General features: G+C 63.3%; 27 protein-coding genes and 1 tRNA gene. 12 read left to right on the plus strand and 16 right to left on the minus strand.

Going from position 1 to position 25,962, the window contains the following annotated elements:
- Window positions 1–32: 32 nt before the first annotated feature.
- Genes JG747_RS23845 through JG747_RS23860 form a run of 4 tightly spaced genes read left to right on the plus strand, consistent with a single transcriptional unit; the run spans window position 33 to window position 3,355 of the window.
- Window positions 33–944, plus strand: coding sequence for an ABC transporter permease (locus tag JG747_RS23845; protein ID WP_064982560.1), 912 nt, complete (start codon window positions 33–35; stop codon window positions 942–944).
- A 1-nt stretch (window position 945) separates the two neighbouring features.
- Window positions 946–1,764: an ABC transporter permease gene (locus tag JG747_RS23850; protein WP_038646306.1), complete on the plus strand. Its 819-nt coding sequence runs from the start codon at window positions 946–948 to the stop codon at window positions 1,762–1,764.
- The gene (locus tag JG747_RS23855; RefSeq protein ID WP_202360177.1) at window positions 1,761–2,513 is read left to right on the plus strand and encodes an aspartate/glutamate racemase family protein; all 753 of its coding nucleotides are present in this window, start codon (window positions 1,761–1,763) and stop codon (window positions 2,511–2,513) included. Before JG747_RS23850 ends, JG747_RS23855 begins: the two co-directional genes overlap by 4 nt.
- A gap of 5 nt (window positions 2,514–2,518) precedes the next feature.
- Window positions 2,519–3,355 (plus strand): GNAT family N-acetyltransferase, encoded by an 837-nt coding sequence (locus JG747_RS23860; RefSeq protein ID WP_202360178.1) that lies wholly within the window; start codon window positions 2,519–2,521, stop codon window positions 3,353–3,355.
- Window positions 3,356–3,371: 16 nt separating this feature from the next.
- On the opposite strand, the gene JG747_RS23865 is transcribed toward JG747_RS23860, so the two are convergent.
- Window positions 3,372–5,651, minus strand: a complete 2,280-nt coding sequence (locus JG747_RS23865) for a GumC family protein (RefSeq protein WP_202360179.1) — start codon at window positions 5,649–5,651, stop codon at window positions 3,372–3,374.
- 257 nt (window positions 5,652–5,908) lie between these two features.
- Here JG747_RS23865 and JG747_RS23870 point away from each other — a divergent pair, with 257 nt between their 5' ends.
- From JG747_RS23870 to JG747_RS23890, 5 genes are all read left to right on the plus strand, one after another.
- A complete protein-coding gene (locus JG747_RS23870) occupies window positions 5,909–6,472 on the plus strand; it encodes a polysaccharide biosynthesis/export family protein (protein ID WP_202360180.1) in 564 nt (187 codons plus the stop codon).
- 10 nt (window positions 6,473–6,482) lie between these two features.
- A complete protein-coding gene (locus JG747_RS23875) occupies window positions 6,483–7,613 on the plus strand; it encodes a glycosyltransferase family 4 protein (RefSeq protein WP_038646304.1) in 1,131 nt (376 codons plus the stop codon).
- An 89-nt stretch (window positions 7,614–7,702) separates the two neighbouring features.
- Window positions 7,703–9,238 (plus strand): undecaprenyl-phosphate glucose phosphotransferase, encoded by a 1,536-nt coding sequence (locus JG747_RS23880; protein ID WP_202360181.1) that lies wholly within the window; start codon window positions 7,703–7,705, stop codon window positions 9,236–9,238.
- On the plus strand, window positions 9,235–10,503 hold the full coding sequence (locus JG747_RS23885; protein WP_202360182.1) for an O-antigen ligase family protein: 1,269 nt from the start codon (window positions 9,235–9,237) through the stop codon (window positions 10,501–10,503). Before JG747_RS23880 ends, JG747_RS23885 begins: the two co-directional genes overlap by 4 nt.
- A gap of 57 nt (window positions 10,504–10,560) precedes the next feature.
- Window positions 10,561–10,637, plus strand: a tRNA-Pro gene (locus JG747_RS23890).
- Between the two features lie 814 nt (window positions 10,638–11,451).
- On the opposite strand, the gene JG747_RS23895 is transcribed toward JG747_RS23890, so the two are convergent.
- The 3 genes from JG747_RS23895 to JG747_RS23905 all read right to left on the minus strand — a co-directional run bounded on the left by JG747_RS23895 (window position 11,452) and on the right by JG747_RS23905 (window position 12,701).
- Entirely contained in the window at window positions 11,452–11,646 is a 195-nt protein-coding gene (locus JG747_RS23895; RefSeq protein ID WP_080643723.1) for a DUF1059 domain-containing protein, read from the minus strand.
- A gap of 127 nt (window positions 11,647–11,773) precedes the next feature.
- Window positions 11,774–12,232 carry a YbaK/EbsC family protein gene (locus tag JG747_RS23900; RefSeq protein WP_202360183.1) on the minus strand — a complete coding sequence of 153 codons (459 nt, stop codon included), beginning with the start codon at window positions 12,230–12,232 and terminating at the stop codon, window positions 11,774–11,776.
- Between the two features lie 184 nt (window positions 12,233–12,416).
- Window positions 12,417–12,701 carry a helix-turn-helix domain-containing protein gene (locus tag JG747_RS23905; RefSeq protein WP_202362348.1) on the minus strand — a complete coding sequence of 95 codons (285 nt, stop codon included), beginning with the start codon at window positions 12,699–12,701 and terminating at the stop codon, window positions 12,417–12,419.
- Window positions 12,702–12,984: 283 nt separating this feature from the next.
- Here JG747_RS23905 and JG747_RS23910 point away from each other — a divergent pair, with 283 nt between their 5' ends.
- Window positions 12,985–13,599: a hypothetical protein gene (locus JG747_RS23910; protein WP_019857634.1), complete on the plus strand. Its 615-nt coding sequence runs from the start codon at window positions 12,985–12,987 to the stop codon at window positions 13,597–13,599.
- 163 nt (window positions 13,600–13,762) lie between these two features.
- Here the strand turns inward: JG747_RS23910 and JG747_RS23915 are convergent, their stop codons facing one another.
- A complete protein-coding gene (locus JG747_RS23915) occupies window positions 13,763–14,185 on the minus strand; it encodes a hypothetical protein (RefSeq protein WP_202360184.1) in 423 nt (140 codons plus the stop codon).
- Between the two features lie 387 nt (window positions 14,186–14,572).
- Between JG747_RS23915 and JG747_RS23920 the strand changes: the two genes are divergently transcribed.
- On the plus strand, window positions 14,573–14,851 hold the full coding sequence (locus tag JG747_RS23920; protein WP_032921057.1) for a hypothetical protein: 279 nt from the start codon (window positions 14,573–14,575) through the stop codon (window positions 14,849–14,851).
- Between the two features lie 91 nt (window positions 14,852–14,942).
- On the opposite strand, the gene JG747_RS23925 is transcribed toward JG747_RS23920, so the two are convergent.
- From JG747_RS23925 to JG747_RS23955, 7 genes are all read right to left on the minus strand, one after another.
- Window positions 14,943–15,245: a hypothetical protein gene (locus JG747_RS23925; RefSeq protein WP_027046742.1), complete on the minus strand. Its 303-nt coding sequence runs from the start codon at window positions 15,243–15,245 to the stop codon at window positions 14,943–14,945.
- Window positions 15,246–15,368: 123 nt separating this feature from the next.
- A complete protein-coding gene (locus tag JG747_RS23930) occupies window positions 15,369–15,908 on the minus strand; it encodes a MerR family transcriptional regulator (RefSeq protein ID WP_027046741.1) in 540 nt (179 codons plus the stop codon).
- Window positions 15,909–16,119: 211 nt separating this feature from the next.
- On the minus strand, window positions 16,120–16,443 hold the full coding sequence (locus JG747_RS23935; RefSeq protein WP_010915609.1) for an integration host factor subunit alpha: 324 nt from the start codon (window positions 16,441–16,443) through the stop codon (window positions 16,120–16,122).
- A gap of 102 nt (window positions 16,444–16,545) precedes the next feature.
- Window positions 16,546–17,517 (minus strand): beta-ketoacyl-ACP synthase III, encoded by a 972-nt coding sequence (locus tag JG747_RS23940; protein WP_202360185.1) that lies wholly within the window; start codon window positions 17,515–17,517, stop codon window positions 16,546–16,548.
- Between the two features lie 9 nt (window positions 17,518–17,526).
- A complete protein-coding gene (gene plsX, locus JG747_RS23945; RefSeq protein ID WP_019857626.1) occupies window positions 17,527–18,597 on the minus strand; it encodes a phosphate acyltransferase PlsX in 1,071 nt (356 codons plus the stop codon).
- A 113-nt stretch (window positions 18,598–18,710) separates the two neighbouring features.
- A complete protein-coding gene (locus JG747_RS23950) occupies window positions 18,711–19,259 on the minus strand; it encodes a YceD family protein (RefSeq protein WP_202360186.1) in 549 nt (182 codons plus the stop codon).
- Complete coding sequence (locus JG747_RS23955; RefSeq protein ID WP_027046740.1) at window positions 19,259–19,804, minus strand: ubiquinol-cytochrome C chaperone family protein; 546 nt, start codon at window positions 19,802–19,804, stop codon at window positions 19,259–19,261. The genes JG747_RS23950 and JG747_RS23955 overlap by 1 nt, the downstream gene beginning before the upstream one ends.
- Before the next feature lie 115 nt (window positions 19,805–19,919).
- Here JG747_RS23955 and JG747_RS23960 point away from each other — a divergent pair, with 115 nt between their 5' ends.
- On the plus strand, window positions 19,920–20,435 hold the full coding sequence (locus JG747_RS23960) for an outer membrane protein assembly factor BamE (RefSeq protein WP_027046739.1): 516 nt from the start codon (window positions 19,920–19,922) through the stop codon (window positions 20,433–20,435).
- Window positions 20,436–20,673: 238 nt separating this feature from the next.
- Here JG747_RS23960 and JG747_RS23965 read toward each other — a convergent pair whose 3' ends face one another.
- From JG747_RS23965 to JG747_RS23980, 4 genes are all read right to left on the minus strand, one after another.
- Window positions 20,674–22,815, minus strand: a complete 2,142-nt coding sequence (locus JG747_RS23965; protein ID WP_038646275.1) for a sodium-translocating pyrophosphatase — start codon at window positions 22,813–22,815, stop codon at window positions 20,674–20,676.
- A 261-nt stretch (window positions 22,816–23,076) separates the two neighbouring features.
- Window positions 23,077–23,826, minus strand: a complete 750-nt coding sequence (locus JG747_RS23970; RefSeq protein WP_064982552.1) for an ABC transporter permease — start codon at window positions 23,824–23,826, stop codon at window positions 23,077–23,079.
- A complete protein-coding gene (locus JG747_RS23975; protein WP_202360187.1) occupies window positions 23,823–24,761 on the minus strand; it encodes an ABC transporter ATP-binding protein in 939 nt (312 codons plus the stop codon). The genes JG747_RS23970 and JG747_RS23975 overlap by 4 nt, the downstream gene beginning before the upstream one ends.
- Window positions 24,758–25,921 carry an ABC transporter permease gene (locus JG747_RS23980; protein WP_064982548.1) on the minus strand — a complete coding sequence of 388 codons (1,164 nt, stop codon included), beginning with the start codon at window positions 25,919–25,921 and terminating at the stop codon, window positions 24,758–24,760. The genes JG747_RS23975 and JG747_RS23980 overlap by 4 nt, the downstream gene beginning before the upstream one ends.
- Between the last annotated feature and the right edge of the window lie 41 nt (window positions 25,922–25,962).

Below are 25,962 nucleotides of genomic sequence, written 5' to 3' on the forward strand. Positions count from 1 at the left end.
GCCCGGACAGCAAACCCGCACCGAGAGCCTAGATGACAGTCGCCCTCGAACGCCCCACCATAGCCGCCAGTCCCACCGGGCGTCGCCGCCGCTTTTCGCTCGGTGCCGTCACGCCCTATCTGCAGTCGGCTCCGCTCGCGCTGATCCTCGGCGCGTTCCTGCTTTTGCCCATCATCATGATCGTCGTCGTGTCCTTCTGGGATTACGACTTCGCAGCCATGTATCCGGATTTCCTGACAACCAACTATTCCGACGTGCTGGGCTCCTGGGTCACCTGGAAGACCTATCTCAATACCATCAAATTCGCGGCCATCGTCTGGGCGCTGACCTTGTTCATCGGCTTCTGGGTCGCCTATTTCCTCGCCTTCCACATCCGCACCACGGCCATGCAGATGGTGCTGTTCCTGGTCTGCACCGTGCCGTTCCTGACCTCCAACATCATCCGCATGATCTCGTGGATCCCGGTGCTCGGCCGCAACGGGCTGATCAACTCGACGCTGGTGCATATGGGTCTGGTGCCAAAGCCCATCGAATGGCTGCTCTATTCCGAATTCGCGGTCGTGCTGGCCATGGTGCATCTCTACACGCTGTTCATGGTGACGCCGATCTTCAACACGCTGATGCGCATCGACCGCTCGCTGGTCGAGGCCGCGCGCGATGCCGGCGCCTCCGGCTGGCAGGTGCTTTGGAACGTCATCATTCCACTGGCCAAGCCCGGCATGGCGATCGGCACCATCTTCGTCGTCACGCTGGTGATGGCGGATTTCTCCACCGTGCAAGTGATGTCGGGCGGCCAGAGCGCTTCCGTGGCGCTGATGATGAAGAACCAGATGTCGCTGCTGCAATATCCGGCCGCCGCCGCCAACGCCGTGGTGCTTTTGGTGCTGGTGCTCTTGATGGTCGCCGGCATTCTGCGCATCGTCGATATCCGCCGGGAGCTTTGACGTGAGCCACGAAAAACGCACCCTCGAATTCTACGTGCTGGCGGCCTTCTTCGCGCTGTTCGTGCTGTTCCTCTACGGTCCGCTGTCGGCGATCCTGATCCTGTCGTTCCAGGGCGAGACCGGTGGCCTCACCTTCCCGCTCAACGGTGTGTCGCTGCACTGGTTCGCCAATCTGTTCGAGCGCCAGTCGGTCGGCGATTTCGGCGGCAGCTTCAAGCGCTCGCTGGTGCTCGGCTTGATGGTGATGATCGTTACCGTCGTCGTGTCGCTGCTGGCAGGCCTTGCCTTCCGCCGGAAGTTTCGCGGTGCCACCGCCCTGTTCTATCTGGCGGTCGCCAGTCTCGTCGTGCCCTCCATCATCATTTCGCTGGGCATCGGCGTGGTCTTCCAGCAGGTCGGCTTGCGCCCGGCCTGGTATACATCGGCCTTCGGCGCGCATCTGACCTGGACCCTGCCGTTCGGCGTGCTCATCATGTTCGCCGTCTTCAACCGCTTCTCGCCGGCCTATGAGGAGGCCGCGCGCGATCTCGGTGCCACCTCCTGGCAGACCTTCGTCCATGTCGTGCTGCCGATGATCGCGCCGAGCCTGATCGGCGTCGGCCTGTTCGGCTTCACGCTCTCCTATGACGAGTTCGCCCGCACGTTGATGACATCGGGAACCTTCAACACGCTGCCGCTCGAGATCTACGGCATGACCACCAATGTCACGACGCCGGTGCTCTACGCGCTGGGCACGGTGACCACGGTGTTCTCCTTCCTGGTGATCCTGGCGACGCTGGGCGCCATACTCTATGTCGGCCGCCGCCGGGCGAGAGCATGACCGTGCAGATCCTGGTGGTGAACCCCAACACGACGGCGAGCATGACCGAGACGATCGCGGCGACCGCACGCGGCGTCGCCGGCGCATGGACCGAAATCATCGCTGTCACCTCGTCCACGGGGCCGGCCTCGATCGAAGGCTATTATGACGAGGCGCTGGCCGTGCCCGGCCTTTTGATGGAGATCGCCGCCGGCGAACGCCGTGGCGTGCAGGCGGCGGTCATCGCCTGCTTCGACGACACCGGGCTCGACGCCGCGCGGGCCATGGCCGCCATTCCGGTCATCGGCATCTGCGAGGCGGCACTCAGCATGGCCTCCTTCATCGCCCAGCGCTTCACCGTCGTCACCACCACCGAACGCTCGCGCGTGCCGGTAGAGGGGCTGGTTCAACGCTACGGCATGGCGGGACGAGCGCGCGTTCGGGCCGCCGACATTCCGGTACTGGCGCTCGAGGATCCGGCATCGGGAGCGGTTGGCAAGCTGCGCGACGAGATCGCCCGGGCCGTGGAGGAGGATCGTGCCGAGGCGATCGTGCTTGGCTGCGCCGGCATGGCAGACCTTGCGCACCAGTTGCAGGCGGATTTCGGACTGCCTGTCATCGACGGTGTCGGCGCCGCGATCAAGCAGGCCGAAGCGCTCATCGCGCTCGGCCTTTCGACATCGAAGCGCGGCGCCTACGCCAGCCCGCTGGCCAAGCCTTATCGCGGTATGCTGAAATCGTTCTCGCCCGGAGCAGTCGCCGCGGAGTGAGCACCATGTATCGAACCATCCGCACGCTGTCGCTGGGGGAATTGTCCGGCCTCATCGACTGGGCGGCTGCGGAGGGCTGGAATCCCGGCCTTGAAGATGCGGCGATGTTTCAGGCGGCGGACCAGGAGGGCTTCATCGGTGCCTTTGTCGGGGACGAAATGGTCGCCGCGATCTCGGCGGTGGCCTACGGGCAGGATTTCGGTTTCATCGGCCTTTACATCTGCCGCCCGGACATGCGCGGCAAGGGCTACGGCAAGGCGGTCTGGACTGCGGGCATGGACAGGCTGGCCGGGCGCACCATCGGCCTCGATGGCGTCCAGGAACAGCAGGCCAACTACCGGAGCAAGCGGTTCATGCCGGTCTACGAGACCATCCGCTACAGCGGGCGCCCTGCTTCCCTGCCCGCCGCCGCCGAGCGGCCTCGTATCGTGACCGCGCAGCCGGTGCCCGACATCATAGCCTACGATGCGCATTGCTTTCCTGCGCCCCGGCGCTCATTCCTGCAGCGATGGCTGCTGCCGCCACATCATGCCGTGGCGGCGATCACGTCGCGGGGAACGGCCGGCTATGCGGTGGCGCGAGCCTGCCGAAGCGGCTTCAAGATCGGCCCGCTTTTCGCCGACAACGTGCAGACCGCGCTTGAATTGCTCGGGGAGCTGGCGGGCGCATGCGAGGGTGGCGAATTGAACATCGACGTGCCGACTACCCAGGTGGATTTCATCGCGGCGCTCGAGGCGGCCGGTTTCTCACCGACCTTCAGCACCACCCGCATGTACAGGGGCTCGCCGCCGAAGCTCGATGCCAAGAGGGTGTTCGGCGTGACGACTCTGGAGCTGGGATAGGCCGAGCGCGCGGGTTTCAGGCCGCGGAGCGCCGTCCCGGAGTGCCCGGCGGCTCGTGGCCAAGCGGCGTCACCAGCGTCAGGTCGGGATAACCGCTTTCGATCAGCTTGACCGCGGCCTTGGTGACCTCGTCATCCGGTTCAAGCATGGACAGGAACACCTCGGTGGCTTCGGCTCCCAGACGACTGATGCCTTGCGCGTCGGCCGGCCCGCATTCGACCACCACCAGATCATAGGCGGTGGTCAACGACTGCATGATGATCGGCAGCCGGTCGGCGGCGCGCATGGCGCGGACCGGATCGGCGGTGCCGACGGGAATGACGTGGCAATCAGAATAGAGATCGGCATGGATCACGTCGCTGAACTGCGCCTGCGAGGCGAGCAGGTCGGTGATCCCCGGGAAAAGCCCGCTGTCCAGCATCGGCCGCGAAGCAGCGCCCGAGGCGGTGAGGTCGAGCAGCAGGACGCGCAGGCCGGCGTCGGACACTTCGCGCGCCACCAGGATCGCCGAAGCGGCTGCCTCGTCGCCTTCGGGCGAAACGAATATGGCGCGGGCGGCTCCGCTGGCGATCAGCTTTTCCGCAGCCTTCTCGATGTCGATCTCACCTAGCACCGAGCGCGGCCTCTGGGCCTCGACAACCGGCTCCGGCTCGGCGACCGATTCGACTTCGGCGACAGACTCTGCCTTGGCGGCAGGCTCGGGCTCGGCAACGGGCCGCGGCTGCATCACCATCTGCGGTTCCGTGACCGCTTCGGGCCATTGCGCCTCGGCGCCACGATCGACGAACCCGCTGGCGACAGCCGGCTCCAGGCGGGATGGCTCAGGGGCGTCCGGCTGCTGGCGCGCCGTTGCCGGCATAGCCACTTCGTCGATCGGCGCAAAACGGGCGCCTGGGGCCGGGCGCATGGCGCGGCCCGAGAAGAGTTCCCTGAGCAACGTGAATATGGCCGCCAGCAGAAGCGAAGCCGCAGCAGCCGCGCCAACGATCGGCCCAACCTTGGGGAAGTATGGCTCGGAGGGCACCGAAGCCGGTGAGGCGACGCGGGCGTCGACCGGCACATAATTGCGGTCCTGACGCGAAGCTGCCTCGCGGTAATTGGTCAAATAGAGCTCGAGCTGCTGGCGCTTGGCGGCGGCGTCGCGCTGCAGCGCGTCGAGATCGACCTGCTGCTCACCGGCTTGCGCCGAAGCCGCCTTCAGTTGGTTGACGTCGGAGACGAGCTGGCTTTCGCGCGCCTTGGCGGCATCCGCCTGCATCACCAGGCCCTTCATGATCTTCTGGGCTTCGTTGCGTATCTGCGCGTCGAGATCGGCGAGCTGTGATTTGGCGGCGCGAACGCGCGGATGATTGTCGAGCATCGTCGTCGACAGATCGGCGATGGTGGCGCGCAGCTCGGCCTGCCGTTCCCGCAAACGCTGGATCAGGTCGGACGACAGCACTTCGGGTAGCGAATCCAGCGAGCCGCCATTCTGCAGCGCCTTGCGCACGCTGTCGGCGGTGCCTTCGGCCGCGGCGCGATTGGCCCGCACCCGCGACAATTCGGTCGACAGCTCGGCCAACTGCTGGGTGGCCAGGGTGGCATTGTTGCCGCCCATCAGCAGGTCGGACTGCGCGCGGTAGGCCGCGACCTTGGCCTCGGCATCCCTGACCTGCTTCGACAGGTCGGCGATCTCGGGCGCCAGAAAGTCCGCGGCGGCGGTGTTCGATTCGCTCTTGGCCGCGCCCTGCCCCGCAATATAGGCAGCGGCAATGGCGTCGGGGATGGCGGCGGCGAGCTTGGGATCCTCGGAGGAGAACTCGATGGCGATGATGCGGGTCTTTTCAACGCCGAAGACGTTGAGCTTCTCGCGCATCTTCTTCAACACGCGTTCGTCGGCCGGAACATCCATCGGATCGTTCTTCAGCCCAAGCAGGATCAGCACGCGGCTGAGCGCCGACATGTTGACCGTTTCGTCGAACTCACGCAGCCGCGCCAGGCCGAGTTTCTGCGCCACCTGCTTGAGGATTTCGTTGGACGAAATGATCTGGACCTGGGTGGCGACGCCTTGTTCATCCAGGATCGGCTTGTCGCCATCATTGTTGCTGCCGGCCGGACGGGTATAGATGGATTCGCGCGGGGCGATTTCCACCTGCGTCTGGGCCTTGTAATGCTTGGTCGCGAATGAAGCGAACGCAAACGCCAGACCGGTCACCACCAGAACGAAGAGCAATATGCGCAGCCAGTTCCTCGCCAGGCTGGCGAAGAGCTGCCTGAGGTCAACGTCGACATCTGCGGCCGCGGACTGAACGGACATGCATCCCTACTCCGAAACTGGGTCAGGACGCACCGTAAACAACTATGGTAACTCAGCCGTTAAGATCACGGTAATCCTCCATTAGGGATTACTGGCGGCGCCCCAAGAAAAACGATAAAAATGGCAAGACCCCTGCTTCGTGCAGCGCTATCGGCCGGCTCCTTTACCGGCCATTAACCCTAACAGGATGATAACGGACCCGATCCCAGATGTTTGCTGCGACGCCGCAGCGGCCAGTCGAAGGTACGTATCCGATCATGAAAAGCACTGCTTCCCTCTTTCACGCTCTGCTTGCCGTATCGATGCTTGCCGGCTGCTCCAGCTACCGCCCGACGCCGGCAGCCTTCCACGAGGTCCTCGACCAGCCTTACCGTCTCGGTGCCGGCGACCGTGTCCGCGTCACCGTGTTCGAGCAGGATGGCCTGACCAACACCTACAGCGTCGACCAATCCGGCTACCTCTCCTTCCCGCTTGTCGGCGCCATTCCGGCGCGTGGCCACACCGCGCAGCAGATGGAAAAGGAGATCGCCGACAAATTGCAGCAAGGCTATCTGCGCGACCCCGACGTCTCGGTCGAGATCGATCGCTACCGGCCGATCTTCGTCATGGGCGAAGTGGGTGCCGCCGGCCAGTATTCCTACGTGCCCGGCCTGACCGTGCAGAAGGCCATCGCCATTGCCGGTGGCTTCTCGCCGCGCGCCAACCAGGAAAGCGTCGACATCACCCGCGACATCAACGGCAAGGTGATGACCGGCCGCGTGGTGACATCCGATCCGCTGCTGCCCGGAGATACCGTCTACGTCCGCGAACGCCTGTTCTGACAGACACCACGTGGCGGACAAGCTCAGGATCGTCCACTGCTTTCGTTCACCGGTCGGAGGAATTTTCCGGCATGTGCGCGACCTGACCGAAGCACAGGTCGCCGCTGGCCATGTGGTCGGCATCGTCTGCGATTCGACCACAGGCGGGGAATTCGAAGAGCGCCTGTTCGAGCAGATGAAGGACATGCTGGCGCTCGGCATCCATCGCACGCCAATGCAGCGCCATGTCGGCCCGGGCGATCTCGCCTCGGCCCGGCGCACCTACAGGATCATCAAGGAATTGCGGCCGGACGTGTTGCATGGGCACGGCGCCAAGGGTGGCGCCTATGCCCGTCTGTTCGGCTCCTTGTTGCGGGTATCAAGGTCTCGCGTAGCCCGCCTTTATTCGCCGCATGGCGGCTCCCTCCACTATGACGAAACGACAGCCACGGGGAAGCTATTCTTCGCGCTGGAGCGCTCCATGGCGCATTTCACCGATTGCCTGCTGTTCGTCTCGGACTACGAGCGGCGAACCTATCGCAGGAAGGTGGGCGAGCCGCCGATCCCCAACACACTGGTCTACAACGGACTGCGCGCCGCCGAATTCGAGCCGGTACTCATCGGACCCGATGCGGCGGATCTGCTCTATATCGGCATGATGCGCGACCTGAAGGGACCCGACATCTTCATCGACGCTTTGGCCGCCGCCGGCCCGCGGCTTGGCCGCGCACTGAGCGCGGTGATGGTCGGCGACGGCGACGACCTGCCGCGCTACCACGCGCAGGTAAAGCGCCTGGGACTTCAAGGCCATGTCCGCTTCCTGTCGCCGATGCCGGCCAGGGAAGCCTTCGCACTTGCCGAGCTCGTCGTCGTTCCATCCCGTGCGGAAGCCATGCCCTATATCGTGCTGGAAACACTTGCCGCGGCAAGACCGATGATCGCCACCTCCGTCGGCGGCATACCGGAGATCTTCGGTTCCGGCTCCCCTGCCCTGATCCGCCCCGATCCGGCCGAACTGGCCGGCAAGATGAGCGAGGCGCTGGCCGACCTTGCCGCCTATGGCGCCCTGATGCCCGATGGCCCTGGCCTCAGGGCGCGCTTCGGTGCCGACGTGATGGCCGCAGAAATCGAGAAGGCCTATTTCGCCGCGCTCGGCAGGTAACGCCTGAGCGTTTCCAAAGCCACGCGTTGTTTCAAGGGTTTCTTAGCTCTCTTTTGCTATTCACCCTGGGGAAGCTTGCGGACTGTTCCATGAATGAGATCGATCCCGCGCGCCGCTTTTCACCCGAAGCGGTGCGTAAATTCGACGGCCCGACCGATGGCGATGCGCCCGGCGGCATGAACGATGTCGCCCGGCAGGTCGCGTCGCAATACCGGCGCGATACGATGTCGCCGATCATGGTCAGCGGCGTCCTGCGCATGGTCGAATTCGGGCTGCTGTTCCTTTCGGGGCTCTGCGTCTATTTCTACTTTGTCGGTTTCTTCAACTATCTCGCCTGGCAATATCCGGTGACCATCGCCACCGCGTCGTTCCTCGCCGTGGTGCTGCTCGACGTTACCGACTGCTACCAGGTGGTCTCGCTGATGCGGCCGATCGCCAATTTCGGCCGCATCCTGCTGGTCTGGGCCGGCGCCTTCGCCCTGATGGCATTGACGGCCTTCGCCACGAAGATGTCAGAAGACTATTCGCGGCTTTTGTTCGGCACCTGGTTCGTCGTCGGCTTCGTTCTCTTGTTCGGCCTCAGACTGGTGATGTCGAGGCTGATCCGGCGCTGGGCGCGCGACGGCCGCATGGAGCGGCGCGCCGTCATCGTCGGCGGCGGCAAGGCGGCGGAAATCCTGATTCGCTCTGTCGAAAAGCAGCCCTACAACGACATCCGCATCTGCGGCATCTTCGATGACCGCTCCGACAAGCGCTCGCCGCCGATCGTTGCCGGTTATCCCAAGCTCGGCACAATTTCGGAATTGATCGAGTTCGCCCGCATCGCCCGCATCGACATGCTGATCGTGTCGCTGCCGCTGACCGCCGAGACGCGCGTGCTGCAGCTGTTGAAGAAGCTGTGGGTGCTGCCGGTCGACATCCGGCTTTCGGCGCATTCCAACGCGCTGCAGTTCCGTCCGCGCGCCTATTCCTTCATCGGCTCGGTGCCGATGCTCGATATTTTCGACAAGCCGATCAACGATTGGGATTCGGTCGCCAAGCGCGCCTTCGACATCGTCTTCTCGCTGATCGGCATCATCGTCTTCTCGCCGGTGATGCTGGCGACCGCGATCGCCATCAAGCTCGACAGCAAGGGACCGGTGCTGTTCAAGCAAAAGCGCCACGGCTTCAACAATGAGATCATCGAGGTCTACAAGTTCCGCTCGATGTACACGGACCGGTCGGATCCGACCGCCAAGCAGACGGTGACCAAGAACGATCCGCGCGTCACCCGCGTCGGCCGTTTCATCCGCAAGACCTCGATCGACGAACTGCCGCAGTTCGTCAATTCGCTGCTGGGTACGCTGTCGCTGATCGGCCCGCGCCCGCATGCGATCGCCGCGCAGTCGCACAACCTTCTCTACAACGAGGTGGTCGACGGCTATTTCGCTCGCCACAAGGTCAAGCCCGGCGTCACCGGCTGGGCGCAGATCAATGGCTGGCGCGGCGAGATGGACACCAATGAAAAGATCCGCATGCGGACGGAGTACGACCTCTACTACATCGAGAACTGGTCGCTGCTGTTCGATCTCAGAATCCTGTTCCTGACGCCCATCCGGCTGCTCAACACGGAAAACGCCTATTGAGCGCGATTTCCCCTGAGCTGCCGCAGGCCGCGGTCAACGCCAAGCTGATCGCCCTGATTTCCTCCAGTGCGGTGGTGGTCGGCATCCTTCTGTCCGGCTTCGTCATCAGCGAGCCGGCGCCCTACGAAATCTACATGGCCGGGCTGATCGCCATCTGGGCGCTCTTCGGCCTGCGGATTTCGCGCGCGGCCATGCCGCTTCTGGTGCTGCTGGTGACGATGAACATCGGCGGGATGATCTCCATGACGCAGATGACGGACCTCGCCTTCACGCCGCTCTATCTCTCCGTGTCATTGTTTCTCGCCTTCAGCGCGGTGTTCTTCGCCTCGGTCACCGCCACGCAGCCAGGCCTCTACCGGCCGATCTTCAATGCCTATGTCGTCTCGGCGGTGGCGACCTCGCTGCTTGGCATAGCAGGCTATTTCCATGCCTTCCCCGGCGCCGAAATGTTCACCAAATACGACCGCGCCGCCGGCGCCTTCCAGGATCCCAACGTCTTTGGGCCGTTCCTGGTGCTGCCCGGCATCTATCTGCTCTATCTGATCCTGACAGGATCGATCGCGCGCATGCCGCTGCTGGCGGTGCCGCTGCTGATCATCGCATTGGGCATCTTCTTCTCCTTCTCACGCGGCGCCTGGGGCATGTTCGCCGTCTCTGCCGTGCTGCTCACCGGCTGCCTGTTCCTGCAGAGCGCTAGCGGCAAGTTCCGGCTGCGCGTGGTGATCATGACCATCGCCGCGCTGGCACTGCTGACGGTCGCCATCATCGTCATCCTGCAATTGCCCGGTGTGTCGGAGATGTTCTCCAGCCGCGCGCATCTTGAACAGAGCTATGACACCGCCCGCCTCGGCCGCTTCGCCCGCTACGGAATCGGCTTCCAGATGGCGATGGAGCATCCGTTCGGCATCGGGCCGCTGGTCTTCGGCAAGATGTTCGGCGAGGACACGCACGACATCTGGCTGAAAATGCTGATGGACTATGGCTGGCTCGGCTTCGTGTCGTTCCTGACGCTCGTCGTCTGGACCATGGTGGCCGGGTTCCGCATCCTGCTGCGCGACCGGCCGTGGCAGCCCTATCTGTTGTGCGCCTATGTCGCCTTCATCGGCAATATCGGCCTCGGCACCTTCATCGACATCGACCACTGGCGCCATATGTATCTGCTGCTCGGGCTGGTGTGGGGCGCCATCGCGCTCGAATACCGCCATCAGCGGCTGTCGCGGCCGGCATATCGAGGCGCGCCGGCGATCGCATCCACATCCGCGTAATAAACGCCGAATTTCGGTTGACCCGGGCAGGGTTATCACGATACATCGCGCTCGGTCCGGAGTGTAGCGCAGCCCGGTAGCGCACTTGACTGGGGGTCAAGGGGTCGTCGGTTCGAATCCGGCCACTCCGACCATTTTAAGACAAGGACTTGTCCCCAAAAGTCCACCTTCATTTTCCATCTCTAGGGTAACGCAGGGGGTAACACTCTCCCTTTCGGTGACGTCCAGCGAGCTGGCGGCGCATCGTTCGCGTCTGCCGGTCGGTCAGGACTTCTTATCCCCGTTTGGATTTGGCACCGGTGCCTCTCGCACATCTCGCGGTGGTGGATCGACATGTTCAAGCTCCGATGGCGCTTGATTGTCACGATGAGGGACTGGTGTCTTCTTCCGGTCGGGCTCCTTCGGTGGAGGATCTTCGATTTTGTTTTGCATATCCAGTTTCCTCCAGCCCCCACCGGCCGCGGGAGTAGCTGCGGCGCTGCAACAGGGAAACCGAATCGTCAGCCTCTTGTTCCCGTTGTGCCCGTTAAAGGCCCGCCACCGTGAGGCAGCGGTTGCTGGCGCGGAATGAGGCTGAGGAATGACGCTGAAATTCGTCAGGCGCACCTTGCGCTTGTGGCACTACACCTGTCGGCGGTAGCCCTTCATGCGGATGTGCTCTGGCTCTACATCGGAGTGAGCAGACGCTTCGGGTCAGCCAGCGCAGCGCTTCCTCGAGCCAGACTGGTCAGGCCCAGCGGCCACTGCTGCTAGTCCCCGCTACGACCAAGCCGCTGGGCCGCTCCATAGAAGAAAACCTCACCGGTATGCGGGCCCTTTGTCCGGTCATTGCCCGCCCCCCTTCGAGAGGTTGCCTGCGCGTCGGGGCCGACCGATCGCAAGTTTCACCAAGGTCGCGTCGGACGCACGGCCAGAGCCGAGCGGAGCTTTACCCAGAGCCGCCTGGGCTCAGGGAGCAGGTGCGCCTTCGTGAATAGATTTCCTGACCTCGGAACGGAACTCAGGCGTATCGTGTTCCCCATGAACAGACACAGCGTGTTGTACCGCAGCCTCGATCAGTTCATCCTCCCGATCCGCGGAGATAGCAACGGTGCATTTCATTTCGCTCGGGAATTCTCGGCAGTCAATGTATTTGCGTGCCATCGGTTCCTCCTGGAAATCTCGCCGTTTTCGGCGACCAAACAGCATACTCCTGCCCGCTGAGGCAAACAATCTACGTCTATGGGGTGGGGTCGTCAGCTTTTCGGCCATGCGGAGCATCGCTCGATCGCTATTGACAGACATCGATCCATTCGGCGCCGGTGAGGTCGACCATGCGCTGCGGGCTGAGCCGCACGGCCGCATTGGTGGCTCCGGCGGCAGGCACCACTTCTTCGAATTCGCGCAGCGACATGTCACAATAGACAGGCAGCGGCGACGGCAGGCCGAAGGGGCAGACACCGCCGACCGGATGGCTGGTGGCGGCAACCACTTCGTCCGCGTCCAGCATGCGCGGCTTGCCGCCGAACTGGTCCTTGAACTTGCGGTTGTCCAACCTGGCGATGCCGCTGGTCACCACCAGCATGGTGCGCTCGCCGACGCGCAGGCAGATCGTCTTGGCAATCTGCGCCGGCAGGACGCCATGCGCCTGCGCCGCCAGCGTCACCGTCGCCGAGCTTGCTTGCGTGACAATGACCTCGATGTCAGCTGCATGAGCGGCGAAGAAGGCACGAACGGAGTCCAGGCTCATATCGAAAAAACCACGGTTCAACCTCGGTACATGGCAGGCGCGATTGGCGCGGATTTGGATGCCGCAGGTATAAACACGCGCGATCTGTAGATCGGCAAGCCCGGTCTGATGGAGAACGCCGTCACATCAACAAGAAACCCGCCAGGCGGGCCTTGACGGGTTCTTTTGTATGGCTGGTCCAGGCCTATGGCAGGGGTCGGCCTTGCGCGGCCGGTATCGGCGCGGCGGCAGCGATGAGGGCGTCCTGAGGCAGGCGAAGCGCGGACGCAATACGACGCAGCTTCGACGGATCGGCCGCCCGGCCGTTCTCGATGTCCTCGATCTCGCCGACCGAGAGGCCGCAGGTCAGGGAAAGCTCTTCCACACTGTATCCGCGGGTTTCCCGCATGGCTCTGAGGGTGGTGTAATTCGGCCCGATCTCACTGGCTAACGGTTCGGAGAGGGCGTGGCTTTTTGCATTGTTGGGCATTGGCAACTCCGCTGGCTGAAAGAGTTTGATCAAAATGGAGCGTTGCCTGAGACGAGCAGGAACATGCCCGCTCGCCAGCGATTTGCCAAGAGCCAAACAGGCCGTCACGCTATCGTGAACCGGACCCCGCAAGGCGATCCACGCACGTCGACGCCCATCAAGTTCTTTTGAACGGCCCGGCACCTTTTTGCCCGGAGGTTTAGGCCCACCTGTTCGTTGTTCTGATGCGCCGGCGTGAAAACCATCCGGTTTCAGCCGGCCCGTTCCCAGAAGGATCCCCAATATGAACTTCAAGACGTCCCTCCTCGTGCTCGGCACGATTTCCAGCCTTTTCATCGCCGGAGCGGCGACCGCCCAGGCGGCTGACACGCTACGCGTGCGCGGCACGGTGGTCAGTTTCGAGCCGTCGCTGCTGACCGTCAAAACCCGCCAGGGCGACACCTCCGCGATCAAGCTCAATACCGGGTGGAAGATCTCCGGCGTCGCCAGCGCCTCGCAAAAGGACATCAAGCAGGGCGACTTCCTCGGCATCGCCTCCGTCTCGAAGGCGGATGGCGGCAGCGGCGCGCTGGAGGTGGTGATTTTCCCAGCCGCCCTGAAAGGCACCGGCGAAGGCGACCGTCCCTGGGATCTGCAGCCGAACAGCCGCATGACCAACGGCACCGTGGCCGACGTCACCGACATAAGCGGGCGCGCCGTGACGCTGACCTACGACAACGGGCAGACCAAGAAGATTTCGATCCCCGACGACACGCCCGTCGTGACCTTCGCCCCAGCCACGCCGGCCGATCTCAAGCCGGGCGCAACGGTCTTCGCCACCGCCCAGCGCGAGGCTGACGGGACGCTGAGTTCCAGCCGCGTCGTGGTGGGAAACAATGGCGTGATCCCGCCGATGTAGCCAAAATCAGCGGCAAGAGCCGGCTTTTCGGCCCTCACAATAAAGTGTCGGGAAGCCGGTTCCCCAGAAACACGCCGGAAACAAAATTCTACAATCGGGAAATACTGACGAAAAAAATCAGGAGCGTAATTCCATTCGCGGCGATCGGGCCATCGACCCGATTTTAAGATCTGCCGGCGAAAGAAGGAAACGATCCATGAAGAAGTCCCTCCTCTCGGCCCTCGGGCTTGCAGTTGCACTCGCTTTCACGGCGCCGGTCATCGGTGCGACGAGCGCCGATGCGGCCCCGATGGCAAAGCATCATCGTCATCACCGCGTCCATCATCACCATGTTCGTCATCACCGCGTTCACCACTACGTTCATCACCGCCACCATGTGAAGAAGGCCTACTAAATACAGACTGCCAACGAGAAGACCGGCCTCGGTTTCTTGTTCAAGGCTGGTCTTCTCCTGGTCATGCAATGCCAAGCCCGAGACCGGGCTTTCGCGAACAGGGCCAGGCATCCCGATGATGGCCAGGCCGATATCTCCTGGACAGACAGCATCGTTCTGCCGGTCGCGCGATTGCAGCTCACGCTTCGCCAACCCGCCCTTGTGACGCGATTTTTCCTGAAGCAGAGCTATCTGCCCAATCCCGCCGCGTCCGTGCGCTCGCCATGAGCCGCGATACCTGCCCCGAGACCGCCATGCCGACGCGTGCTGGGGCGGCTGCCGCTCTGATCACATCCCCGCACGCCCATGCCGATGACATCCCCCGCGCGTCCATGCCGACGCGCTCCGTACGGGATGCCAAAGCACGGCTGATCACTGGCGCGCAAAGCCCCTGCCGAGGGCGGCGCGCATTTTTATCCACGCCCGCATGAACCTTTCCTTCGAGGGCGGCACTAAGCCTGCATGGACGCCGGCAAGGCGATCCCCAACCAGACGGACGCCGGAAAGGCGATCCCCAATCAAACGGAAGGAAATGCAGAAATGACCAACATCTCGAGCTTCAAGCGCCTCTCGCTCGCTGCCGCCATCGCCATTTCGGCAATCGGCTCGATGTCGATGACGAATTCGGCTTTCGCCAACGGCACGCACCCCACCGGCGACGGCGGCGCGGTTTGCAAGGGCGCCGGCCACTGTCTGGTGCTCTCGATCGAGTGCAAGGGCACCTATACCGACGCCACCGATAAGAATGGCACGGTCTATGGCAAATGCAGCCAGACCGCGCAGGTTTCGCCCCAGGCCAAGATCAAGCTCGCGAAGTAACCACTGACAGCGAAGAGAATGGCGGCTCACCCTCCAAGGCCCGCCGCCATTTTCTTGTTTGAATTCCTTGTCTTATGACCGAGAGCGCCCCTTAGCGCCGGCTGAACAGCAGGCTGGCGACCAGACCGAGCACCACAAGCCCAACCGCGGCGGCCGCAGCCGGATGGTCACGAGCCGATTTCTCGACCACCCTGCCCTGTTTGCGGATTGCCGGCATCGCATCGCGCAGGCGGCCCGCGAGATCCGAATACGTGTCGAAAGCGGCATCGCGGCCATCTTCATAGTAGGCGCCACCCCGCTTTGACACCGCCTTGCGCAACGCCGCGAGTTCCCTCGAGAGGGCCGCGACCTGCTTTTCGAGGTCGATGTCCGAAAGGGTCGAAAAAGATGCCATCATGCGTTTCCTTGTCTTGCCATGCGACGTCGTCTTGCTGAACGACGTCTTGCAGAAGGAAACGTAACGCCTCACCCCGAGGCGGGTTCCGGTATCGAGGCTTCAATGCGCTTCGCGCTGATGTCAGCGCACCTGGTCAAGCAGGCGCTTGCATTCCAGGAGGTCGAACAGCGCCTCCTGCAGCAGCGCGCGATTGTCGCGCGAGAGTTTCGACGAGTCCGGCTGAACCGGGCCTTCCTCATCGCTCTTGCCCAGGCCGAAAAAGCGGCGGCTCGGCTTGACCCTTGGCTGACCTACCAGCTCGTCATCGCCGCCGCGCGGCTGTGCCGCCGGCGTCAGAGGCACCTGATCGGCCTGCTTTCGTTGCGAGATCGCCTCGACGGCGGCCATGTCCCCATTGCCGATTGCAACCAGGAAATGATTGCCGTTCTCGCGCAGCAGCTTCTGCACGCCCTTGATGGTGTAGCCTTGGTCGTAGAGCATGTGGCGGATGCCCTTGATCAGTTCGACATCCTGCGGCCGGTAATAGCGACGGCCGCCGCCGCGCTTCATCGGCTTGATCTGGTTGAAGCGTGTCTCCCAGAAGCGGAGCACATGCTGTGGCAGGTCGAGATCTTCGGCGACCTCGCTGATGGTACGGAAGGCGTCAGGGCTCTTGTCCATGGGCGAAATCCTCACGCTGGAGCGTGATCCGGAACGGTCTTCAGCGAGATCAGGCTCAACAAAGAGAAGCTCATTCCGTTTGCGCGGAATGGATCATACGCGGAACACCAATCCGGCCATGCTGCCGAATCGGGCCTTATTTCAGCGGTTTGTGAAGCAATATTCAAGCCCGGCGTGATCGCGGGGCAGGTTTTCAACCGTACAATGAAGGCTATTTGCCGCCCTTTGCCTTGCTGTTCTGGTGAGAGCGCAAGATGCGGTTCTTCAGCACGTTGGACGATTTGAACGTCATCACCCGGCGTGGCAGGATCGGCACCTCTTCGCCGGTCTTGGGATTGCGCCCGATGCGCTCGTTCTTGGAGCGGACATGGAACGTCGCGAAAGACGACAGCTTGACCGTCTCGCCACGCACAATGGCTTCGCAGATTTCGTCCAGCACGGCTTCGACCAGTTCGGCGGATTCAGTGCGCGACAGGCCGACCTTTCGGTAGACGGCCTCCGCCAGGTCGGCACGCGTAAGTGTCTTTCCCCCCATGCGACCGTCCCATCAGTTCAAAACGTAAAATCGGCACAACAACGGCAGAGCCTAAGTAATTGATCCGGCAAGGTCAAGGACCGAAACCGAGCCGTTCGGCACTTACCAGCGAACCAGAACGGCGCCCCAGGTGAAGCCGCCACCCATCGCTTCCAGGAGGACGAGGTCGCCCTTCTTGATGCGGCCATCGGCAACGGCCACCGCCAGCGCCAGCGGCACGGAGGCCGCCGAGGTGTTACCGTGCAAATCGACCGTAACCACCACTTTTTGCTCTGCTATCCCGAGCTTCTTGGCGGATGCGTCAATAATTCGTTTATTGGCCTGGTGCGGCACGAACCAGTCGAGATCGTCGGCCGATATGCCGGCGGCCGAGAAGGTTGCCTCGATGACGTCGGTGATCATGCCGACCGCATGCTTGAAGACTTCGCGGCCTTCCATCCTGAGGTGACCGACCGTTCCCGTGGTCGACGGTCCGCCGTCGACGAAAAGCTTGTCCTTGTGCACGCCGTCGGAGCGCAGGCTGGCCGCCAGGACACCGTGGTCGGCAATCGTGCCAGCTCCCTCGCCCGCCTCCAGGACAAGTGCCCCTGCGCCATCGCCGAACAGCACGCAGGTCGAGCGGTCGCTCCAGTCGAGGATGCGTGAGAACGTTTCCGAGCCGATCACCAGCACACGTTTGGCGAGCCCCCCACGGATGTAGAGGTCGGCTGTCGTCATCGCATAGACGAAGCCCGAACACACCGCCTGCATGTCGAAAGCGAAGCCGTGATGCATGCCGAGCCGGTTCTGGATCTCGACCGCGGTGGCCGGGAATGTGTTGTTGGGCGTCGACGTTGCCAGCACGATCAGGTCGATGTCATCAGGCGTCAGCCCGGCATTGGCAAGGGCGGCACGTGCCGCGGCCTCTCCCAGGGAAGCCGTCGTCTCGTCGTCGGCCGCGATATGACGCTGGCGGATGCCGGTACGCTGGGCGATCCACTCGTCCGAGGTTTCAACCATGCCCTCGAAATCGGCATTCTTCATGATGCGGCGGGGCAGCGCGGCGCCCGTGCCGCGCACGACTGATCTGATCAAAGTTCTTTCCTATTCCTTCGCGTCGGTAACGACGTCGGATTTCCGGGATGACAGGGCACGCGGGTTGCGCGCATGAAACAGGTCCAGGTCGGCTTCGATGCGGTCGAGCAGATTGTTGCGCACCATGTCATAGCCGAGCTCGATCGCCGCGGCGAACCCGTCCGAATCGGCACCGCCATGGCTTTTGACGACAATGCCGCTCAGCCCCAGGAAGACGCCGCCATTGGAGCGGCCGACATCCATCTTTTCGCGCAGGCGATCGAAGGCGCCCTTGGCGAAGACATAGCCGATCTTGGCCATCAGGGTGCGGCTCATCGCGGCGCGCAGATAGCCTGCGATCTGGCGAGCGGTGCCCTCCGCGGTCTTCAGCGCGATGTTGCCGGCGAAGCCCTCCGTCACCACAACATCGACCGTACCCTTGCCGATATCGTCGCCTTCGACAAAGCCATGATAGTTCATCGAGGCCATGTTGGCCTCGCGCAGCATGCGCCCTGCCTCCTTGACCTCTTCCTGGCCCTTGATCTCTTCGACGCCGACGTTGAGCAGGCCGACGGTGGGCCTAGCAATGCCGAATACGGCGCGCGCCATGCCGGTGCCGAGAATGGCAAAATCAATGAGCTGTTGCGCATCGGCGCCAATGGTGGCGCCGACGTCCAGAACCACGCTTTCGCCGCGCAATGTCGGCCACAATGCCGCGATCGCCGGGCGATCGATGGTGGCCATGGTGCGCAGGCAGAATTTCGACATCGCCATCAGCGCGCCGGTGTTGCCGGCGGAGATACAGGCGTCAGCGGCGCCCGACTTGACCGCTTCGACCGCCTTCCACATCGACGACTTCCAGCGCCCATGGCGCAACGCCTGGCTGGGCTTGTCGTCCATCCTGACCGCGATCTCGCAATGGAAGAATTCGCTCACCTCGGCCAATTTGGGGAACTTGGCCAGTTCGGGGCGCACAAGTTCCTCACGTCCGTAGATGACGAAGCGGATGTCGGGACGGCGAGTCGCGACCGTCATGAGCGCCGGAATGACCACGGCTGGTCCGTGATCGCCGCCCATGGCATCGATGGAAATCCTGATCACGCGGTATTTATCTCACGGTTATGCGGCAGGTCGCTTTAGTGATCGCGAAGGTTCGGCGAAAATAGCGGTTTTGGGTTTTCACACAACCGACTTTTCCATCGCGGGCGAGGTTTTCAGGATTTTCCCAGCAAGGATCGCAGTTTTTGCTGAAATTCATTCTCCACCGCTTCGGTCTCGCCGCCGGCATCCAGCGACGCGCCCGACTTGCGCGGATAGGGGTTGATCGCCAGTCCGAAGAACTGCTCGGCGAGAGCGCCGACATCGATCGTGTCGCCGGAGAATGTTTCGGGGCTGTCGGGACCATCCGCATCGAGCAGGATCTCGCCACCGCCCTCGAACCGCTGCCGCCCAAGCTTGGAATCCTCGGGCAGCAGCAGCGCCTCGACCGGCTCGTCGATATGCGCTTCAACGGGATCGAGCGTGACGATGCAGGCCTGGGTGATATCGGCCTCGACACGGCCGCTGACCTTGATGCCATTGCGTTTCCAGGAAGCGACGAGGAGTTCGGCGCGATAGGCTTCGACCGACAGCAGCCCGTGCTCCTCGGCAAGCGCGGCGCGCTGGGCGGCATCGGCCTCGATCACCACCGGCAGGCCCTTCTGCGGCAGCCGGGCGACATTCGCGAAAAAGGAAACCGGGCTAGGCGGATCAGCATGTTTCATCAAGCACCTCCCTTGGCGAGCGGAAACACCGCCGTGCCGGAAACGATCGATTGCGACGGCTGCGCGGCCAGTTGCCGGCAGGCGTCGGCGACATAGTCGGCCAGTTGCGACGCCTCCGGCCATGGACCGGTATCGGGCCGGACATTGCGGGCAAGCGCCGCGGTCAGCCCGTCACGATCGCTTCTTTCCAGCGCATCATCATAGGCGGCGGTGCGGCCATAGAACATCTTCGCCAGTTTCTTCATGCGCTTGGGCACGCCGACATCGCCAATGCCGAGTTCCCGCAGCGAATGATCGACGTCGAGAAAGAACTCGTCGATCAGCACCTGGGCGATCTCCTGCGCCACGCCGCCCTCGCCACGCAAGCGATGCTGGAACAGGAACATATGCAGCGAAAGCATCTCGAAACGGCCGAGCGGTGTGTCCGGCACATTCCAGTGGGAATAAAATACAGTCTGCCGCGCCGCCGCCACGATTTGTGCGTAAAGCGCGTCCGTTATGGCGCGGTTGGCGTGGCGTTCGCGACCAAAAAGGCGCTGGAACATGGGGATGGTCTCCCGGGGACCGTTTGTTGAATTGGCCTTGTTGCATCGGCAGGCAAGCTGGTTTACCGGTTTTGCGGCCCAGCGCAAGTTGCGGCGATATAATGGAGAATTGTTGTTGCGCGCGCTGAATTTCAAGTCGACCTTCTCGTCCAGGCCTGCCGGCGCAATCTCGCTGCTGCTCGTCGTTTCGGCGCTTTCGGCGTGTCACACCAACAAGATGATCGGCGACCTCAATCCGAGCGAGACGTTCACGCAAGGTTACGTCTACGATCAGCAGGCCGTCGATTCGGTGCCCGTCGGTTCCAGCCGTGAGCAGGTGCTTCTGGCGCTTGGCACGCCGTCGACCACGGCGACTTTCGACAACGAGGCCTTTTATTACATTTCGCAGACGCGCAAGCGCTATGTCGCCTTCGATAAGCCCAGGCTCGTCGACCAGAAAGTTCTGGCGGTCTATTTCGGCGCCGATGGCCGCGTCACCCAGATCGCCAATTACGGCATGAAGGACGGCAAGATCTTCGACTTCATCTCGCGCACCACGCCGACTGGCGGCAAGGACCAGAACTTCCTCAGCCAGATCATCAACGGCGCCAGCAAGCTGGCGCCCGGCATCCCCGGCGGCGGCACTCCCTGATCATCAGATCCTGCTTCCCTCTGGAAGGCAGCAACATCTCAGGCGACCAAAAGCCCGTGGGAGCGATCTCACGGGTTTTTGTTTGGCCAAGGTGAGCCAGGACGGCCAGCACGGGGCAAGCCGGCGTCAAAAACCAGCGGGTCTTGGGGTTTGAAGTGAGCAACGGGCCTGATCCGGGCCAAACAAAAAACCCGCGGGGATCGCTCCCCGCGGGTTTTATCTAACGGCCAGGCTCCGTTCAGCCGTGCGCGAGCACGGCCAGAAGCAGGAGCGCGACGATGTTGGTGATCTTGATCGCCGGGTTGACCGCGGGGCCGGCGGTGTCCTTGTAGGGGTCACCGACCGTATCGCCGGTCACCGAAGCCTTGTGCGCTTCGGAACCCTTGAGATGCTTGACGCCGTCCTTGTCGACAAAGCCGTCCTCGAACGACTTTTTCGCGTTGTCCCAGGCGCCACCGCCCGAAGTCATCGAGATGGCGACGAACAGGCCGTTGACGATGACGCCGAGCAGCGAGGCGCCGAGGGCGGCAAAGGCCGAGGCCTTCGACCCCGAGATCAAGAGCACGCCGAAATAGACGACGAGCGGCGCCAGCACCGGGAGCAGCGACGGGATGATCATTTCCCGGATCGCCGCCTTGGTCAGAAGGTCGACGGCTCGTGCGTAGTTCGGCTTGGAGGTGCCGGCCATGATGCCGGGATCCTCGCGGAACTGCTTGCGCACCTCCTCGACGATGGCGCCCGCCGCGCGGCCGACGGCCGTCATGGCGATGCCGCCGAACAGATAGGGGATCAGGCCGCCGAAGATCAGGCCGGCGACAACGTAAGGGTTGGAGAGATCGAAGGAAATCTCGCCCATGCCCTGGAAGTAGGGATATTTGTCGCCGTTGGCGGCAAAGAACTTCAGGTCGTTCGAGTAGGCGGCGAACAGCACCAATGCGCCGAGGCCGGCCGAGCCGATGGCATAGCCCTTGGTCACGGCCTTCGTAGTGTTGCCCACGGCGTCGAGCGCGTCGGTGGAGTGGCGCACTTCCTTGGGCAGACCGGCCATTTCGGCAATGCCGCCGGCATTGTCGGTGACCGGGCCGAAAGCGTCGAGCGCAACGATCATGCCGGCGAGGCCGAGCATGGTGGTGACGGCGATCGCCGTGCCGTAGAGGCCGGCGAGCTGGTAGGTCGAGATGATGCCGCCGACGATGACGATGGCCGGCAGCGCCGTCGATTCCAGCGAGACCGCGAGGCCCTGGATGACGTTGGTGCCGTGGCCGGTGACCGACGCCTGGGCAATCGAGTTGACCGGGCGCTTGTTGGTGCCGGTGTAGTATTCGGTGATCACCACGATCAAACCCGTCACCGCAAGCCCGATCAGGCCGCAGATGAAAAGGTTCTTGCCGGTGATGACCATGCCGGCGACCGTGCCGATCTCGCCCCAGCCAAGGCATACCGAGGTGGCGACGCCGAGGCCGACGATCGACAACAGGCCGGTCACGATCAGGCCCTTGTAGAGCGCGCCCATGATCGAACCGTTGGCCCCGAGCTTGACGAAGAAGGTGCCGACGATCGAGGTCAGGATGCAGGCGCCGCATATGGCGAGCGGATAGAGCATCGCGGCGCCGAGAATGGCGGTGCCGCCGAAGAAGATGGCGCCGAGAACCATGGTGGCAACGACCGTCACCGCATAGGTTTCGAACAGGTCGGCGGCCATGCCGGCGCAGTCGCCGACATTGTCGCCGACATTGTCGGCGATGGTGGCCGGATTGCGCGGATCGTCCTCGGGAATGCCGGCTTCGACCTTGCCGACGAGATCGCCGCCGACATCGGCGCCCTTAGTGAAGATGCCGCCGCCGAGACGGGCGAAGATGGAGATCAGCGAGGCGCCGAAGCCGAGCGAGACAAGCGAGTCAATGACGATGCGGTCATTGGGCTGCAGGCCCATGAAATGAGTCAGGATGAGGTAGTAGATCGAGACGCCGAGCAGCGCCAGGCCCGCCACCAGCATGCCGGTGATGGCCCCCGACTTGAAGGCGATGTCGAGACCGGCGGCCAGACTGTTGGAGGCCGCCTGTGCGGTGCGCACGTTGGCACGCACCGAAACATGCATGCCGATGAAGCCGGCAGCGCCCGACAGGACGGCGCCGATCAGGAAGCCGATCGCGGCGGTGATCGAAAGCAGCCACCAGGCGAGCAAGAGCACGACCACGCCAACGATGGCGATGGTGGTGTACTGGCGCGCCAGATAGGCTTGCGCGCCTTCGCGGATGGCGGCGGAGATTTCCTGCATGCGTGCGTTGCCCTGGTCGGACGCAAGGACCGAACGTGTCGCCCAGATAGCGTATAGGACAGAAAGCAAGCCGCAGGCGATGACGGCGGAAATAATGGTCATTGCCGATTTTTCCTCGATTGTTGGCCCAAATGAACCCCTCCCTGGGCCGATGAGACAAAGATGGAATCCCGCGCACGGAATCCGCCTCTTCGCATCGGTGTATGCGAAACAGTGCCGCGAACGTCAAGATATTGTTCAGTTTTTGCCCGGCTTTCGCCCAAAAGACAAAAGTCGCGACGACCCTGCCTGGCGCGGTCCTCATTTAGATCGATTGAAATGACCCAAATGATCATGTCGACAGGCCGTCAGCATCCCGAAGGACTACTCCGCCTCACGTCCCATGCGCCGCGCCGCATAGCGCTCGATCGCCGACAATCCGTCATAGATCAGCACGGCAAGGGCCGCCACGATCAGGCCGCCCTGCAGGATGAAAGCAAGATTGTTGGACAGAAGGCCAGCGATGATCACCTCGCCCAGCGTCTTGGCGGCAACCGTCGAGCCTATGGTGGCGGTGGCCAGGCTGATCACCACCGAGAGTCTGATGCCGCCCAGGATGATCGGCGCGCTGAGCGGCAGCTCGACCTTGGTGAGCCTTTGCCAGCCGGTCATGCCCGCGCCGCGCGCCGCCTCGACGACATTGGCCGGCAGCGTCGTCAGCCCGGTCAGAGCATTCTCGAAGATCGGCAGCAGGCCATAGAGAAACAGCGCGATCAAAGTCGGCTTCTCGCCGAAGCCGACAGCCGGCACGGCGAGCGCCAGGACCGCCACCGGTGGGAAAGTCTGGCCGATATTGACCAGGCTGCGCGACAGCGGCAGGAATTCGGCGCCCGCCGGCCTGGTGACAAGGATGGCCAGAGCCACCGCAACGATGGTCGCGGCGACGGTGGCGATCAGCACCGTGCGCAAATGCAGCAGCGTCAGCGTCAGCAGGCTGCCCTGATTGTAGATCACCGGCGCGTTGTTCTCGGTCAGCGGCTTGAGCATCGGCTCAAACCAGCCCGGACTGGTGACGAACGCCACAAGCAACACCACCAGCGCAAGCCTGAGCAGCAAAGGCAGCCAGGCTTTCATGCCGGCCTCGCCGCCCGCTTGACCAGCCCATCCACAGTAACGCGGCCGAGCGGCTTGCCGTCGGCGCCTTTGACCGGCAGCGCCGGCCGGCCTGTCCATAGGAGTTCAGCCAGCGCATCGCGCTGGCTGGCATCGCCGGGGATGGCTTCGCCCTCGGCGGCGCCGTTTTCCACCGCGTCACGCACCCGTCCGAGCGACAGCAGCCTGAATGGCCTTTCGCTGGCGCCGACCAGGGTCTCGACGAAGCTGCTGGCCGGGTTTGCCAGGATCTCGGCGGGTTTGGCGTATTGCACGAGCTTGCCGGCATCCATGACGGCGATCTTGTCGCCCATATGCACGGCCTCTTCCATGTCGTGGGTGACGAGGATGATGGTGGTGCCGAAGCGCTTCTGGATCGCCAACAGATCCTCCTGCGCCTTGGTGCGGATGATCGGATCGAGCGCGCCGAACGGCTCGTCCATCAACAGCACGTTGGGTTCGGCGGCGAGCGCGCGGGCCACGCCGACCCGCTGCTGCTGGCCACCGGACAGTTCGTGCGGGTAGCGCGGTCCGAATTCCTGGGGGTCGAGCTGATAGAGTGTCATCAGCTCATCGACGCGCGCCCTGATGCGATCCTTTTCCCAGCCAAGCAGGACCGGCACGGTGGCGATGTTCTGCGCCACGGTGCGATGTGGAAACAGGCCGTGGCCTTGGATTGCATAGCCGATGCTTCGGCGCAGTTCGTAGCCCGGCACCGAACGATTGTCGGCGCCGTCGAGCTTGATAATGCCAGCGGTCGGTTCGACCAGCCGGTTGATCATGCGCAGCAGCGTCGTCTTGCCCGAGCCCGAGGTGCCGACAATGACGGCGATGGTACGTGGTTCGATGACCATCGAGACGTCGTCGACGACGGTGGTCGTGTCATAGCGCTTGGTGATGCCTTCGATCTCGATCATGCCGTTTCAACCCTGCGCTTGGTGGCGGTCATTTCGATCACTGCGTCGAGGATGATGGCGGCGGCGAAGGCGAGCGCCACGGTCGGCACCGCGCCGAGCAGCACCAGGTCCATCGCGGTCTGGCCAACGCCCTGGAAGACGAAGACGCCAAAGCCGCCGCCACCGATCAGCGCTGCGATTGTGGCGAGGCCGATGTTCTGCACCAGCACGATGCGGATGCCGGTGAGGATCACCGGAAAGGCCAGCGGGAATTCGACGCCGAACAGGCGCTGGCGGTCGGTCATGCCCATGCCGCGCGCCGCGTCGTTGGCGGCGCGCGGCACGCCAGCGAGGCCGACCACGGTGTTGGCCACAACCGGCAGCAGCGAATAGAGGAACAAGGCGACGAAGGCCGGCGCGGTGCCGATGCCGCGAATGCCGAGCGCGGCCGCTCCCGGCACATGCGTGGCGATCCAGCCGAGCGGCGCGATCAGCAGGCCAAACAGCGCGATCGAAGGAATGGTCTGGATGATGTTGAGCACGTTGAGCACTCCGGCCCGCAGCCTTTCGACACGATGACAGAGTATGCCGAGCGGTAGGCCGACGACGACCGCCGCAAGCAGCGAGCCAAGCGCCAGCGTCACATGCTTGGAACCTTCGGCCCAGAAACTGTCGGCGCGGTTGGCGTATTCCTTCAGGATGGAAAGGTCGTTCCAGGCTCCCGACACTAGCAGCAGCCCGATGGCCACGGCGGCGGCGACCAGTACAGCGACGCGGGCCCAAGGCGACAAGTTCAGGCGCGTCAGCACGTCCGCCAGCAAAAGCGTGAAGGCGAAGATGAGTACCCAGAACCCGGAGGCCGGCGATACCCTGGCAAGGGTGTTGCCGGCCGGCGTCAAGAATGTGCCGGCAACTCCGACGAGCAGCGCGAGCGCGGCAAGCGCCACGACACTGGCCGCAAGGCGCAGCATAAGCGGTGTCCTGAAGAGCGCCATGAGCGCCGCGACGATCACGATAGCCATCAGCAATGGCCCGGCGGTTGCTGGCAGCGCCTCGAGAATCGAGCGCGCCTGGCCCGGAACGATCCGATTGGCGCGGAACGTGGCGAAGGGAGCGAGGAACGCCGCATAGGCCGCGATCGCGGCAATGACCACGCCGAGCTTGTCGAAACGGATCTTCACGCCCTTCCCCGTCGATCGTTCCGGCGCGCCACGCGAGCGGC

It is taken from the genome of Mesorhizobium sp. 131-3-5 (assembly GCF_016756575.1).
In the GTDB taxonomy this organism is placed as follows: Bacteria; Pseudomonadota; Alphaproteobacteria; order Rhizobiales; family Rhizobiaceae; genus Mesorhizobium; species Mesorhizobium jarvisii.